The organism is Falsochrobactrum tianjinense, assembly GCF_019100495.1.
Classification (GTDB): Bacteria; Pseudomonadota; Alphaproteobacteria; order Rhizobiales; family Rhizobiaceae; genus Brucella; species Brucella tianjinense.
On the sequence record NZ_JAHRVA010000003.1, the window covers coordinates 97,949 to 113,457 of the forward strand.

Below are 15,509 nucleotides of genomic sequence, written 5' to 3' on the forward strand. Positions count from 1 at the left end.
CGAAGGGGTAAAGTGTCTCTTTAAAAACTGGTGTTTTCTTAATTTGAGGCCGACTCAATCGGCCCTGTCGTACTGAGGGTAAATACTGATGACAACACAGCCTAATTCCGTAGAAGCGCGTGACATAGCCTATCATTTTCATTCTAATACGAACGCTCGTCGCCACGAAGAGATCGGTCCTATCGTTATTGAAAAAGGGGACGGCATTTATGTCGAAGACAATAATGGCAAGCGTTATGTAGAAGCCATGGCGGGCCTGTGGAGTGTCGGGGTGGGCTTCTCTGAGCCTCGTCTCGCGGAAGCTGCATATAAGCAGATGCTAAAGCTTCCTTACTCGCATACTTTCACGCATCGTTCGCATCAGCCGATTATCGAGCTTGCTGAAAAGCTGATAAGCCTTGCACCGGTTCCGATGAGCAAGGCCTACTTTACGAATTCGGGCTCGGAAGCCAACGATACAATCATCAAGATGCTGTGGTTCCGCTCGAATGCTATGGGGCAACCCCAGCGTACCAAAATCATTGGCCGCAAGCGTGGCTATCATGGTGTGACGATTGCATCGGCCAGTGCCACGGGCCTTCCGGTCAATCATAACTCCTTTAATCTGCCGCTTCCCGGCTTCTTGCATACAGCCTGCCCGCATTATTATCGCGAAGCCTTGCCTGGCGAGACTGTCGATGAGTTCACAACGCGTCTGGCGCAGGAACTGGAAGATATGATCCTGGCCGAAGGCCCGGAAACGATCGCGGCATTTATCGGCGAGCCGGTGATGGGAGCTGGCGGCGTCGTTGTGCCCCCAGAAGGATACTGGGAGAAGATTCAGGCCGTTCTTCAGAAATATGATATCCTGCTGATTGCCGACGAAGTGATCTGCGGATTTGGACGGACCGGCAATATGTTTGGCTCCCAAACCTTCAATATCAAACCCGATATCATGACCTTGTCCAAGCAGATTTCATCATCTTATCTGCCGATATCAGCTTTTATGTTCAATGATAAAGTCTATGAGCCTGTTGCGGATGAAAGTGCGCGCCTTGGTGTGTTCGGACATGGATACACCGGCTCGGGCCATCCGGTTGCTGCCGCCGTCGCTGTGGAAAATCTCAAGATCATTGAAGAGCGCGATCTGGTGGCTAACGCTCGCGATACCGGCGCTTATTTGCAAAAGCGCCTTGGCGAACTGGCAGACCACCCATTGGTTGGCGAGGTACGTGGAGTTGGCCTCATTGCAGCGGTGGAACTGGTAGGCGACAAGGCAACCAAGGAACCTTACGAAAAAGCAGGAACATTGGGCGGGATAGCGAATGCTGCCATGTTCAATAATGGTGTTATCACCCGCAATATGGGTGATGCACTTGCTTTCTGTCCTCCCCTGATTATCACGCCAGAACAGGTGGATAGCGTTGTCGCAGCCACCAGGAAATCACTTGATGAAACTCTGGTTGCAATAAAGCGCGCCTGATACAGGCGGCGCATGAACTATTCCGCGTCGGATCGTTTTCGAGTCGACGCGGCTTAAAGCAATAAATGGATACAATCATTCAATTTTATTCAATATAATCAGCTAATTTAGCAGAAAAGAGATATTTTTGTATCCAACTTATTGACAGGTCGGTGGCGTCATATAAACTTTGCATGAATAACAAGGCGTAGTTGCCGCATAATCAAATCCGTAGAGGGCAGAATGGGAGTTCGTCTGACTATGACTCTAAAAAATATGTACGGTTCGTCTTTGTTGGCGATTGCGATCTCATTATCCGCAGTTGCAGGTGCGGCAGCGCAGACCGCTGATGCATGGACGTTCAAAATCCAGTCGGCAAAAGACGGCGATCTGAATGCAGTCTCAGAAATCGAGTATGCGCCCCTTGAGAAGGCGGAGAAGGCCTGGAATCTTTGTGTGTTGTATCCACACATTCAGGATGGATATTGGGTTTCTGTGAACTACGGCATGGTGGAAGAAGCGAAGCGCTTGGGCGTTAATCTCACAATATACCAGGCGGGCGGTTATACATCTCTTCCTAAGCAGATTTCACAATATGACGACTGCGTTGCATCCGGTGCCGATGCTATCCTGATTTCGCCGATTTCCGAGGCGGGAGTTGCCGCGAAAATCACGGAAGGCATGAACAAGGGCATTGTTAACGTTGCCGTCGCAAATCCTATTCTTGAAACGCCGATAACCGCTCGCGTTACCCCTGATTTCTATCAGAAGGGTTATCAAACCGGCGAGTATGCGAAGAAAACACTTGGTGACAAGCAGGCTAAAGCTGTCGGGTTTCCGGGGCCGCAGGGCTCCGGTTGGGCGGAGACCTATATGAGTGGTTTCCGCGATTCCGTCAAAGACAGCAATATTCAGCTCTTGGCGGAACAGTTTGGCGAAGCCAGCGTCCCTGCCCAGTTGCGACTGGTTGAAGACGCCCTGCAAACTTATCCGGAGATGAATGTTATCTGGGGTGGAGCGCCGACAGCGGAAGCCGCAATTGGTGCGGTGGAAGATGCAGGGCGTGACGATGTTATGATCGTCTCGTCTTATGAGAACCAGACCATGCTCGACTCTGTCAGCACTGGGGAGGTTTTGGCTTTCGCGACCGAATATCCGGTTATGATGGGACGTATCGGCGTTGATCTGGCGGTTCGTGCGCTTGAGAAGAAGCCGCATGAAAAGGTGCTGCTTGTTTCTCCGGGCATCGTAACAAAAGACAATATTGAAACATTGGATAAGACGCAGATTTTTGCGCCAGCCGGTACGCGCCCTGTGTTTTCTGTCAGCACAGAATAAGTCAATGACCTTCCAGACAGTATAGTTCTTCACGAATACAACTCCATCCGGCCTCGATTGAGGCCGGCATGGGATCGTTGATCGGAATAAACATGCTTTACATTAAAGGGCTTACAAAGAAATTCCGTAACATCGTCGCGCTGGACGACATGGAATTCCATTTGAAGCCGGGTGAGATTCATGCGCTTTTGGGTGAGAATGGCGCAGGAAAATCAACACTTATCAATCTGATTGTAGGGACTTTTGAACCCTCGGCAGGCGAGTTAATTCTCAACGGCCAATCACATGCCAGAATGAACCCATCATTGGCGCGTGCACAGGGCATCGCCTCGGTGTTTCAGGAATTTAGTCTGGTTCCGGACCTGACCGTGCTGGAAAATCTGTTTCTGGCGCGAGAAATGACGGCGAAGCTTTTCTTGAAAAAGTCGGCCATGCGTGCGCAAGCGCAAGCGTTGCTGGACAGCCTCGATTTCCATGTTCCTCTCGATGCGCTGGTCGGACAGTTGTCACGTGCGCAAAAGCAGATGGTTGAGATTGCGAAGGCGCTGCGCCTTGAACCGAAGGTCCTCATTCTCGATGAACCCACGGCATCGCTGACCGACGGGGAGGCAGAGAAACTGTTCCGCGCCATTCGCCGTTTGAAGGAAAGAGGCGTGGGGATAATCTATGTATCCCATCGTATGGCGGAACTGCGTAATCTTTCTGATCGCGTGACGGTACTACGCGGGGGCAAGTATATCGGCACGGTTACGACCAATGAGATCAGTGATGAAGGTCTTATCGAGATGATGATTGGCCGTCCCGTTTCCGAGCTTTTTCCCAAAATTTCAGTACAGCCGACAGAAGTGGTTCTCAAGGTTGAAAACCTGTCGACTGATAATGGTACGGTGTCTGGTGCCAGTATCTACGCAAGAGCAGGGGAAGTGGTCGGCCTTGCAGGGCTTGTTGGGTGTGGGCGTTCCGAATTGTGCCGGGCGGTTTTTGGCCTTGAGAAAATGGCTGAAGGAAAAGTGACCCTGAATGGCAAGACCATCAGCCGTCCTGCTCCATCACAGATGCTGGATAATCAGCTCTGCTATTTTCCGGCAGATCGCGGTGAGGAGGGCCTGGCGCTCATTCGGCCCGCGCGCGAGAATGTGACGATGGCGGGGCTGGATCTGCCGAACGTCTCGTTTGGTCCTTTCTTCAAGCATAGAAAAGAGCCCGGCATTGCTGCGGCCGCACTCAAGGAACTGGCCCTGAGCCCGCTGGATACTGAAAGGCGTGCACGTTCCTTTTCTGGCGGCAATCAGCAAAAGATCATGCTGGCGCGTGGCCTGATGAAAGATTTTGACGTCTATATTTTCGATGAGCCGACGGTTGGGATCGATGTGGGCGCCAAGGCGGACGTCTACCGCTATATCAAGCGCCTGGTGGAAGGCGGAGCCTCCGTCATTGTCTCGACTTCGGAATTACCCGAACTCATCAATCTCTCCACACGCATTTACGTCATGCATGCAGGCGAAATTGTAGCTGAAATTCAGGAAGATGAAAAAACAGAAGCGAATGTTCTTTCTCATTATTTCGGGAAAAGTGCCAGTGAGGAATCAAGAGCATGACGGATGCGATTAGCCGACAAACTAACCTTCCTCACGCACTGCACAAGGTCAATCGCTTCGTAGCGAATGGCGGAATTGTTCTTGTGTTGCTGGCATTGTCCCTGATCGTGACATCGCTGTTGGAGCCACGATTTCTCAACCGGCTCAACCTCATCAATGTGATGAGAAATTTTTCATTTCTTGCCTTGCCGGCACTCGCCCAGATGCTCGTCATGACAACAGGCGGTTTCGATCTTTCAGTCGGTGCGGTCGTGGCCGGTGCAACATTGGTAACAGCCACCATTATGCTTGTGGTTGGCCCCATGTTTCCGGGTATGGAAATTTATGTAACGCTGATGGCGTTGCTGGCGGTAATTGCCCTTGGTGGGATTGTTGGCCTGGTCAATGGTTCATTGGTCGCAACCTTTGACATTTCCCCGTTTATGGTCACGCTGGCCACAACTTCGGTTATCATGGGAGCCGCGCTTTATTTTACGCAAGGCATTCCTGTTTATGGCGTGTTCGACGGTTTCATCAAGGGTGTCGGCCGCGGACAATTCCTCGGCATCCCTATTGTTATGCTCATTGTCCTGGCTGTCGCTTTGCTCTGCGTGATTGTCCAGCGTTTTACCGTGTATGGACGCCATATTTATGCGGTTGGCAGCGATCCAAGATCTGCACGTCTTTCGGGCGTTAAAGTAAAGCGTGTGGTCATATCCACCTATGCACTGGCAAGTGTTCTGGCTGCGGTCACGGGGTTCCTTATGACCTCACGTCTTGGCTCTGGTCAGGCGATGATTGGCGGCACACTGGCAATGGAAACTATTGCGGCAGCGGTCATCGGCGGCGTGTCGCTGCGCGGTGGCGTCGGACGTGCTGAACTTGTCGTACTTGCAGCTCTCTTCCTGACAGTTATCAGCAATGCGATGAACCTGGTTCAGATAGACAGCAAATTTCAAACCTTGATGCTGGGCGCTGTGCTGATCTTCGCGCTGGGAATGGAACGACTGCTTCAGGTGAGGAATTAATCATGACAGACACAGCTTCCGGTCGCCTGACGAGATCGCTATCGATTTCACAAAATATTCCAACGCTTGTGCTTCCTTTGGCCATCGCCGGAACAATTATAATGTTCGGCATCATTGAACCACGCGTATGGTCATGGGGGAATCTTCAGAATATTATTATTCAGGCAAGCTTCCTCGCCATTTTCGCAATGGCGCAGACCTTCGTTATTCTGACGCGCGGCTTCGACCTCTCTCTTGGCTTCAATATTTCGCTCATCAGTGTCGTTGCAGCAATGGTCATGGTTGGGAGTAATACTGATAGCGTCTCGATAATTCTCGGGGTTGGTGTGGCGCTGCTGCTGGGCTCAGCGATCGGTCTGGCAAATGGTATCCTGATCGCCGGATTTGGATTTAATCCGCTGGTCACAACCCTTGCCATGGCCAATATAATCCTTGCTTTGGCATCGACCGTCAGTGGGGGTTTCCCGATCACCGGTCTGCCACCCATGCTCAATGCAATTTTCTCGCAAGGCAAGCTGCTGGGCGTTGCGGCGCCAATCTGGATTTTGGCGGCAATCTTCATCGTCCTGGGCTGTATTCTCACGGCAACCAAGTTCGGTCGCAGCCTTTATATCATCGGCGCCAATCCGAAAGCTGCCAATGCTGCGGGAATTCGAACAAGGCCGGTGGTCATATTGGCCTATACGGTTTGCGGACTTCTTACCGCCATAGGAGCGGTCATGCTGACTGCGCGCACAGGTTCCGGTGAACCCAATCTTGGTGGCAATCTTACCCTTGAATCCATTGCGGCGGCCGTTGTCGGCGGTGTGCGTCTGTCGGGTGGCGAGGGCGGCGTAACGGCAGCTCTGGCGGGCGCCCTTTTCATTACGGTTCTTTCCAACGGAATGAACCTCACCCAGGTGGATGGTTATCTTCAACAGATATTCCTTGGGCTGATCATCATTGTTTCCCTGATCGTCGTGCAGGGGCAAACGCAGCGCTGATTCAAGAAGTTTTCTGCCCACAACGTTTTGGGCGGATGCGTAGCCAACCCCGGGCCGCTCCGTCCTTCATTGAACCGGAAAGTGAAATCTGAGGATTACATGGCATATCAAGTTTGCATCGATATTGGCGGCACATTCACGGACTGCCTTGTTTCGGATGAAAAGGGTGAGATTTCGATTTTCAAATCGCCGACCACACCGGGTGAATTTGAAAAAGGCTTTATTGATGTTCTTCACGTGGCGGCAGAAGGCTACGGTATGGGTTCGGAGGCGTTCTTCCAGCAGATCGACCTGATCGTGCACGGATCGACGGTCTCTACGAATGCTCTGGTGGAACGTAAGACGGTAAAGGTCGGGCTGCTCGTAACTGAAGGCCATCAGGACGTACTGGTCTTGCGCGAGGGTCCACGCAAAGGCGCGTTCCAGTGGCGTCTGGATTATCCGGAAGCCTATGTGCCGCGCCATCTGACCCGCACGGTTGGTGAGCGCATTGACGCACGCGGTCGTGTCATCACGGAGCTTGACCGCGACGACGTTATAAAAGCAGCCGAAGACTTCCAGAAACTCGGTGTCGAGGCTGTGGCTGTGGGCTTGCTCTGGTCTGTGGTCAATCCAGACCACGAACTCGAAATCCGCAAAATACTTGAAGAAAAACTACCGGGCGTTGCCGTCACACTTAGTCACGAAATCAATCCAATGCCCCGTGAGTACAAACGTATTATTGCGGCAGCGATTGATGCTTCGATCAATCCGATCGTGCGGCGCTATATTGAAAAGCTGCGCTCCGCACTTGATGAGACGAATTTCTCCGGCGAACTGCTTCTGGCCAATTGCGTGGGCGGCATGATGCCCGTTGCAGAAATGATCAGAAAGCCAATCTATTCGGTTATGTCCGGCCCGACTCTGGCGCCGATGGCGGCACTCGCCCTATCTGACGAACCGGACATCATCGTTGGTGATATGGGCGGTACGACTTTCGATGTTTCCGCACTGCGCAACCATCAGATCATCGTTACTCCCGACAGCATGATTCATCATGACAGCCTTGGCATTCCCAAGGTTGACGTTCGCTCGGTCGGGGCCGGAGGCGGTTCAATCGCTTCTGTGGATGCAGGCGGGCTTCTCCATGTCGGCCCGCAAAGTGCTGGCGCCCGTCCGGGGCCGGCCTGCTATAATAAAGGCGGTACCCTGCCGACTGTAACCGACGCCAATGTCGTTCTTGGTATTGTCGACCCGGATTACTTCCTGGGTGGTAAAATGCAATTGCGCAAGGACCTCGCAGAACAGGCGATCGCTCCAGTTGCTGAAAAGCTCGGTGTCTCGAATGAAGAGGCAGCCTACGCAATTTATACCACCTCCAACCATAATATGGTGGCAGCAATTGAAGAAATTACCGTGCGTGAGGGTATCAATCCCCGCGATAGTTTTTTCGTTTGCGGGGGCGGGGCAACAGCAATTCATATTGCTGAAATGGTCGATATTCTCGGCCTCAAGCGATATATGATCCCGCGCTTCATGGCTGGGCTTTCCGCCTTTGGCGGGTTGATCTCGGATATCCGCCGCGAAGACACCGGCGTGTTGCTGACCTCGAGCGTGCGTTTCGACGCAGACGGCGTCAATGCAATCCTCGAGCGCCTGCTCGAGTCGGGGAACGACTTCCTTGAGGAGGCAGGTGTTACTCACGAGAACCGCCAATTTGAATTCGCTTTCATGGGCCGCTACGAATATCAGTCATTTGAAATTGAAGTTCCCTTCAATGTGGAGGATGGCAAAATCTCACAAGACCAGCTTGCTGATTTTGTCGAGGCTTTTCATAAAATGCACGAGCGCATCTATTCCATCCGCGCCAATGACGATGTTGTTGAATTTACAGCATGGAAGATGCGTGCGATCGGAAAACGATCAGGACAGGACATCTGGCTCAGCCATACTTTGCAACCGCAACAAGACGCGGCCCAGCCAAAGGCCACGCGTCAGGTCTATAACCATGAAAAACGGGCCAAAGAAGAGCTGCCGGTATTTGAACTCACCGGCCTTGGCCAGGGCGCTCAATTAACAGGACCGTGCATCGTAGATGCCGAAACCTTTACCGCTTATTTGAAGACAGGACACAACGCCATCGTTGATGAGTATGGCAATCTTGTCGTTCAGGTCGGCTAATTCGGAGAGGCAGAGATGAATATGGGTGTGAAAATAACTGATGCCGACAGCCCGGCCCGCCGCGTTGATCCTTTTCTGATGTCAGTGCTGAAAAGCAGATTTGAGGCTGTCGTTCGCGAAATGACGCTTGTTGTCATGCGTGCAAGCCGGTCGGCTGTCATCAAAAATGCGCGGGATTTTTCTTGCGCTATTCTTACCTATGACCACCGGCTGGTATCCGTGGAAGATGCGTTGCCGATCCACGTCATGTCGATGGATCTGGCGACCCGCCCGATCACGGAGTTTTTCGACGACATCAAGCCGGGCGATATCTTTTTTAACAATTGTCCGTTCACCGGGGGTACGCACCACGCGGACCTGATCGTCGCAATGCCGGTTTTCTATCAGGGCACGCCATTGTTCTGGATGATGGCCTTGTCGCATCATGCCGACACAGGTGCTCCGACACCATCAACCTATCTTCCTTTTGCGAAGAATATATTTGAAGAGGGCATGCATTGGCCCTGCGTGCGAATTGCCGAGAATTACAAGGAAAAGGCAGATATTTTGCGCATCGGTTCCATGCGCAACCGCGTTCCCGAAATGTGGCTTGGCGATGTGCGGGCGCAGATCGGGGCTTGTCGCACGGGTGAGCGGCGCATCCATGAATTGCTGGAACGTTATTCGCAGGAAACCGTAATGGACTTTGTCGAAGACTGGTTCGATTATGGTGCGCGTTGTGCAAAAGCGGCGATTGCCAAGCTTCCTGCCGGCCAATATAGTTACGAAATCCGGCATGACCCTGTCCCCGGCGTTGCGGAGGACGGCATCCCGGTCAAGCTGACGATCAATGTCGATCCCGAGCAGGGAGAGATCGTTGTCGATGTTCGCGATAACATTGATTGCGTGCCGGGCGGCCTTAATCTTTCAGAGAACACCGCGACCGGATCTTGCCGTATCGGGGTTTTCAATAATCTGGATGAAAGTGTTCCGCACAATGAAGGTGCGAAATCCCAGATCAAGGTCCTTCTGCGCGACGGCTCAGCAATTGGCAGGCCGAAATATCCGGTCGGCACTTCCGTGGCCACAACCAATGTCAATGACCGCTTGATGATTGCCGGGAATGCCGTCTTCTCACAGATGGGAGCACCTTTTGGGCAGGCTGAAAGCGGTTCACACTTGCCTGCCGGTGTCGGCGTCATTTCAGGACAGGACCCTTATAAAGAGGGCAAGGGTTATGTGAATCAGGTTTTCGTAGGATATGCGGGCGGAGGTGCCTTGCACGGCCACGACGGATGGCTGACTTATTGCGGCCCGGCCAATGCCGGTTTGATCCAGCTCGATTCTGTCGAGGTGGATGAGTCTATGTATCCCATCATCATAGAAAGTCGTGGTGTGGTGCAGAACTCCCAAGGGTATGGCGAGTTCGAAGGAGCACCAACGGTCGGTGGCGTTTTCTATCCGCTCGATCATGACATGACTATTGTTTATGCCGCCGATGGAACCACTTTCCCGCCGCGGGGCGTATTGGGAGGCGGTACGGGCAAGGCATCGGAGACGATAAAGATCAAGGCAGGAGGCACAGAGGAAGTGCTGCCCGCTTTTGCCGAGGTTGTCATCGAGGAGGGGGCTAAAATGGCGTTCACCGCTTCTGGCGGTGGCGGTTACGGAGACCCGCTGAAGCGCGACCCTGAACGTGTTCTGGCAACTGTCAATCGTGGCTGGCTTTCCGCGGACGTGGCCGAGGAAATCTACAAGGTTGCCCTGCTCGCGGATGAGGCTGAACCGGGTACATTCACGATCGACGCCGGAAAGACCCTTGCTTTGCGAGGCCAGTCCGGGACTGAACTGGCTTGAGCAGAAACGGAATAGCTTCCGCCTCTGGTTTGTCATTGGTCCTATGTGCTGGAAGCCGAACCAGTACATGGGACCTGAGGCTAAAGCGTGTCGCGTTTAACCATACTCATACGACACGTTTTAACCTGTTGTTCTTACTCATGCCTTTATCGAAAAACGGGTTTCCGCTTTCTGCTTCAATCCTTGTTGGCTCTTGAAGGAACCGATAGGCGAGCGAACAGAAAACCATCGATTGCATACAATTGTCCATTAATCTCTGAATGGGAGCAGAAGATTGGCCGGCTTACTCTATGTTTCATATTTTCTTTGGATACATTTAATTGACATCAGTTTTATAAAATGGAATTCTAAGCTGTAGAAAAACAAGGGCGAACACTTTTCGTTACGATCAGCTTTCGGTGCGATCATCTTTTAGATCTCATCGGTATATTGCTCATGGCTTATAGCGAAAAGATGGGGGAGAGAAGTGTGCAGAAGTTGATATTTTTGAATTTCGTTAAAGATCACTCTACTCGTTGATCCGCTGCCTTGCGACGTACTTTTCTCTATTTAGAAAACTGACAAAATGGGAGAGTCGAATATGCTAAAACTTATGAAGGTCGTTTTGAGCGGCGGAGTATTGCTGAGCTTGGTTTCCGTCGCGGAAGCGCGGGATTTGACGATTGTCGGCTTTGGCGGAGCTGTTCAGGACGCATTCCGCGAAGCATATATTAAGCCCTATGAAAAACTCAAAGGCATCAAAATCCTCGAAGACACAACCAATGGCGGACTTGCCAAGCAAAAAGCCATGGTTGAGAGCGGGAATGTCACTTGGGACATCATGCAGATGGAAGCAGATGAAGTGACCATGGCCTGCGAGCAGGGCTTGATAGAAGATATCGACTGGAGCAAGCAGAAAAATGCGGATGAGATAGACCCGTCCCAGTTCAAAGAATGCGGTGTGGGCGCTCTCGCCTGGGCAAAAATAATAACCTATGACGCCGATAAGATTGCTGAAGGTCCTAAAAATTGGGCTGATTTCTGGAATGTGGAAAAATGGCCGGGCAAGCGTGGTCTGAGGAAGACTGCAAAGCTCACCATGGAAATTGCATTAATGGCTGATGGCGTGCCTACGTCTGATATTTATGAAGTATTGGCCACAAAAGAGGGGCAGGACCGGGCCTTTAAAAAGCTGGATGAGCTAAAGCCGCATGTCCAATGGTGGGAAAGTGGTGCCCAGCCGCAAGAATGGCTTTCATCCGGGGATGTCGTTATGACGGCTGGCTATAATGGTCGCGTCGATGCTGCTCAAAATGAAGGTAAGAACTTTGCTATCGTTTGGGACGGCCAGATCAATTCCCTCGAATATTGGGGGATCATGAAAGACACTCCCAACATCAAAGAAGCAATTGAGTTTGTCGAGTTCATGATGACGAAGGATCCTCAGGTCGTTTTTGCGAATGCCATTCCCTATGGCGTCAGCAATGTTAAAGCTATGGACGCGCTTTCACCAGAGCGGCTTGCAAAATTGCCCTCCTCTCCCGAAAACCTGAAAAATGCGATCCGTTTCGATGCGGAGTTCTGGATTGATCACGGTGAAGAGCTGGCGGAACGCTTCGCAAGCTGGGTCTCACAGTAAATCCGGCCTGTTTCATCTTGGAATTTGCTTCGTTCTGATGAATTGGATGTGTGCTTTAACAGCCATGCCAGTCGTTTGACTGGCGTGGTAGTGAGGATATCGTTTATATGGTTCTGGCAATAGAAAACGAAATGTCTCAACTGGGAAATACGTTACGGGCCAATCAGCGTAGAAAGAGCTTTATTTCTCTTATGCTGATTGCTCCGCTTTTTATTTATGTGCTGGTTGCCTTCATCCTCCCCATCGGCACGATGTTTTATAAAGCGATAGAGAATGCCGAAGTCATAGAAGTTTTCCCCCAAACGGCATCTCATCTTGAAAACTGGCATCCAACCGATTCAAAGGCGGCCCCACCAGACACTGTTTATCTCTCATTCATTCAAGAACTCTCCAGCGCTCCACGTAATAAGGTTGGAGAAGCAGCGCGACGTTTGAACTATGAGATCAGCGGGTATCGGACATTAGTGACCCGTACTGTTCGTAAATTGCGCGATTTACCTCAGAACCTCGGCGTCGAAGGCAATGCGAGAAAATTTCTTTCTGCCATTGACGAGCGCTGGGAAGAGCCCGCGTTCTGGCATGCGATAAAGCGCACATCCACGCCTTATACGCCGTTTTATATGCTGGCAGCCGTAGATTTACAGCTCGATGACACTGGCTCAATAGCTCAGGCACCTGAAGAGCAGCGTACCTATGTCGATATTCTTCTAAGGACGCTTCGCATTTCGGCTGTTGTGACCCTTGTCTGCCTGGCCTTGGGTTATCCTCTGGCAAATCTTATGCTGGTTGCGCCCAAGCCTTTTGCTACCGTGCTCATTATTGCCGTGATGCTTCCATTCTGGACCTCTTTGCTGGCCCGCACATCTGCATGGATTGTACTCCTTCAGCGAGAAGGTCTCGTGAATTCGTTCTTGGGCTATATAGGTCTGATCAACCAACCACTGGAGCTCATCTTTAACACCACTGGTCTTTACATCGTCATGGTCCACATGATGCTGCCCTTTATGGTTTTGCCGATCTACTCAACGATGAAAGGCGTTCCGCCGCAATATATGAAGGCGTCCTCATCGCTGGGCGCAAGCCCGGTTCGTGGCTTTTGGGAAATCTACTTTCCAATGACGCTTCCCGGAGTGGGCGCGGGTGCCTTGCTGACCTTCATCGTTACAACCGGCTATTATATCACGCCGTCTTTAGTCGCGAGCGCCAGAGATCAGATGCTAGGTTACTTCATCGCCTTTTTTGCGAATACGACGATCAACTGGGGCATGGCTTCCGCTCTGGGCATCATATTGCTGGTTTGTACCCTGTCTCTCTATTTCATCGCCGCACGCACCATCGGTGTGCGCCAACTGGCCGGACTCAAGTGAGGTTGTAGATGTCTTATCACTTGCAAACGCGCTTGATCCGCGCTCTTTTTTACACATTTGGCTGTGCAATGGTGATGTTTCTTATCACGCCGTTGATTGCGATTATTCCACTGTCATTTAGCTCGGGAAGCTTCCTCTCCTATCCGCTGCCGGGTTTTTCTCTTCAGTGGTATGAAAAAGTGTTTCAGGATGGCCCATGGCTGGCCGCGTTGAAAAACAGCTTTATCATCGGAGTTGCAAGCACCATACTCGCGACAATATTGGGAACTTCAGCGGCTTACGCTTTTGCACGGCGCGATCTTCCCATGCCAACAGCATTACTGGGCATTCTCATCGCGCCTATGATCGTCCCGCCTGTTATCAGCGGACTCGGCATGTATTTTCTTATGGCCAAAGCAGGGCTGACGGCAACCATGCCGGGCGTCATTATTGCCCATACCGTGCTGGCGGCCCCTTTTGTTTTGATTACCGTCACCGCCACGTTGCAGGGCTTTGATATGGGGTTGCTAAGGGCGGCAAACAGCCTGGGCGCATCCCCTCTCACTGCGTTTATGACCATACTCGTACCGATCATTGCGCCAGGCATTATTTCAGGCGCGTTGTTTGCTTTCATGACATCTTTTGATGAAGTCGTCGTGACCCTGTATCTGGCGGGGCCGGCACAACGCACATTACCGCTGAAAATGTTCGAAGGCTTAAGAGATAATATTGAGCCTTCAATTCTGGCTATGTCGACATTCCTGATGATAGTTGCAGTCCTCAATCTGATAACTGCTGTGTACCTGGTCAACCGCAGCGCAAAGAAGCTTGGACGTTCCTGAAAAGTTGAGCCCAAAACTCGAATGACCGAAACCCGGTGCATGAGGACCGATATGACAACCGCGAATATAGTCGATTTCGTCAATGTAAAGAAAACCTATGACGGTCGTAACATCATCATCAATGATCTCAACCTTTCTGTGCGCAGGGGAGAGTTCCTGACTTTGCTAGGCGGTTCCGGGTCTGGTAAAACGACCACACTGATGATGCTGGCCGGTTTTGAAGCTCCCACGCAGGGACATATTTACGTTGAAGGAAAGTCGATCGAGCATCTGCCGCCGCATCGGCGCGGCATTGGCGTTGTATTTCAGAATTATGCGCTTTTCCCCCACATGACGATCGCTCAGAACCTCGCTTATCCATTGCGGATGCGTAAAATGAGCCGCAAGGAAATAGACCATAAAGTTTCCAGAGCTATGGAAATGGTCCGTCTGGAGACTATGCAGGACAGGCGGCCCAATGAGCTTTCCGGCGGCCAGCAACAGAGAGTGGCCCTGGCGCGTGCATTGGTGTTTGAGCCTGAACTGGTGTTGATGGACGAACCGCTTGGCGCGCTGGACAAGACTCTGCGCGAACATATGCAGTATGAAATCAAACAGATCCATCGTGATCTGGGTGTGACCATGGTTTATGTGACGCATGATCAATCAGAAGCCCTGACCATGTCTGATCGCATTGCTATTTTCGAAAGCGGAAACATTGTCCAAATCGACAGCCCGCGTGTGCTTTATGAAAATCCAGCCGATATTTTTGTCGCGGGCTTCATTGGCGAAAACAATATATTGTCGGGACGCGCTGCTGGGCGGGACGGAGACGGGTGCCTGACCGTGAAACTTGATGGCGGATGCTCAGTCTTGATACGCGAGTCGACCATCATTGCAGAGAATGCAGCTGTTGAAATTGCGGTTAGGCCAGAGAAGATAGCCGTGGGCGAAACAGCAAACCAACAACGCAACCAATGTACTGCAACGATCGCTGACGTAACCTATGTAGGTGATCATTTACGTTTGCTTGTCGATATAGGGAATGGGCAAACCGTTATATTGCGCAAGCCGCTTGCTGCTTTCAGCGGTCCGCCGACCCTTGGCCAGCAATTGCTGATAGGCTGGAGCGATACAGACGGTCACGTTTTCATAACTGCTTAATATAGGCGTTAATGGCACGCTGATCGTGCTTCTGAACGCCTAAAGAACAAGTAAGCTTGTCACAAGTCCTGCGCTGTGTATCTAAGCAGGCAATGGTCAACGGCGTGATCCTAGCACCTGCTTGGATTTCAGCGCTCAAGGCCGGATCGACTAAAGAAGCCTCAACACAGACATGGACGGAAGCCTAACCTCATAGT

At 51.6% G+C, this 15,509-nt stretch carries 11 protein-coding genes; all 11 read left to right on the plus strand.

Annotation, left to right across the window (positions count from 1 at the left end):
- Nucleotides 1–88: 88 nt before the first annotated feature.
- The 11 genes from KUG47_RS08275 to KUG47_RS08325 all read left to right on the plus strand — a co-directional run bounded on the left by KUG47_RS08275 (nucleotide 89) and on the right by KUG47_RS08325 (nucleotide 15,312).
- The gene (locus tag KUG47_RS08275) at nucleotides 89–1,462 is read left to right on the plus strand and encodes an aspartate aminotransferase family protein (RefSeq protein WP_217677498.1); all 1,374 of its coding nucleotides are present in this window, start codon (nucleotides 89–91) and stop codon (nucleotides 1,460–1,462) included.
- A gap of 222 nt (nucleotides 1,463–1,684) precedes the next feature.
- Entirely contained in the window at nucleotides 1,685–2,779 is a 1,095-nt protein-coding gene (gene torT, locus KUG47_RS08280; protein WP_254799428.1) for a TMAO reductase system periplasmic protein TorT, read from the plus strand.
- A 92-nt stretch (nucleotides 2,780–2,871) separates the two neighbouring features.
- On the plus strand, nucleotides 2,872–4,377 hold the full coding sequence (locus tag KUG47_RS08285; RefSeq protein ID WP_217677499.1) for a sugar ABC transporter ATP-binding protein: 1,506 nt from the start codon (nucleotides 2,872–2,874) through the stop codon (nucleotides 4,375–4,377).
- Nucleotides 4,374–5,384 carry an ABC transporter permease gene (locus tag KUG47_RS08290; RefSeq protein ID WP_217677500.1) on the plus strand — a complete coding sequence of 337 codons (1,011 nt, stop codon included), beginning with the start codon at nucleotides 4,374–4,376 and terminating at the stop codon, nucleotides 5,382–5,384. The genes KUG47_RS08285 and KUG47_RS08290 overlap by 4 nt, the downstream gene beginning before the upstream one ends.
- Nucleotides 5,385–5,386: 2 nt before the next feature.
- Nucleotides 5,387–6,367 (plus strand): ABC transporter permease, encoded by a 981-nt coding sequence (locus KUG47_RS08295; protein ID WP_217677501.1) that lies wholly within the window; start codon nucleotides 5,387–5,389, stop codon nucleotides 6,365–6,367.
- Between the two features lie 99 nt (nucleotides 6,368–6,466).
- Complete coding sequence (locus KUG47_RS08300) at nucleotides 6,467–8,527, plus strand: hydantoinase/oxoprolinase family protein (RefSeq protein WP_217677502.1); 2,061 nt, start codon at nucleotides 6,467–6,469, stop codon at nucleotides 8,525–8,527.
- A gap of 21 nt (nucleotides 8,528–8,548) precedes the next feature.
- Nucleotides 8,549–10,363 carry a hydantoinase B/oxoprolinase family protein gene (locus KUG47_RS08305; protein ID WP_217677503.1) on the plus strand — a complete coding sequence of 605 codons (1,815 nt, stop codon included), beginning with the start codon at nucleotides 8,549–8,551 and terminating at the stop codon, nucleotides 10,361–10,363.
- A 580-nt stretch (nucleotides 10,364–10,943) separates the two neighbouring features.
- Nucleotides 10,944–11,981, plus strand: a complete 1,038-nt coding sequence (locus KUG47_RS08310) for an ABC transporter substrate-binding protein (protein WP_254799430.1) — start codon at nucleotides 10,944–10,946, stop codon at nucleotides 11,979–11,981.
- Between the two features lie 107 nt (nucleotides 11,982–12,088).
- Nucleotides 12,089–13,348, plus strand: a complete 1,260-nt coding sequence (locus KUG47_RS08315) for an ABC transporter permease (protein WP_217677505.1) — start codon at nucleotides 12,089–12,091, stop codon at nucleotides 13,346–13,348.
- A gap of 8 nt (nucleotides 13,349–13,356) precedes the next feature.
- On the plus strand, nucleotides 13,357–14,169 hold the full coding sequence (locus KUG47_RS08320) for an ABC transporter permease (protein WP_254799432.1): 813 nt from the start codon (nucleotides 13,357–13,359) through the stop codon (nucleotides 14,167–14,169).
- Nucleotides 14,170–14,220: 51 nt separating this feature from the next.
- Nucleotides 14,221–15,312, plus strand: coding sequence for an ABC transporter ATP-binding protein (locus KUG47_RS08325; RefSeq protein ID WP_217677506.1), 1,092 nt, complete (start codon nucleotides 14,221–14,223; stop codon nucleotides 15,310–15,312).
- The last annotated feature ends 197 nt before the right edge of the window (nucleotides 15,313–15,509 follow it).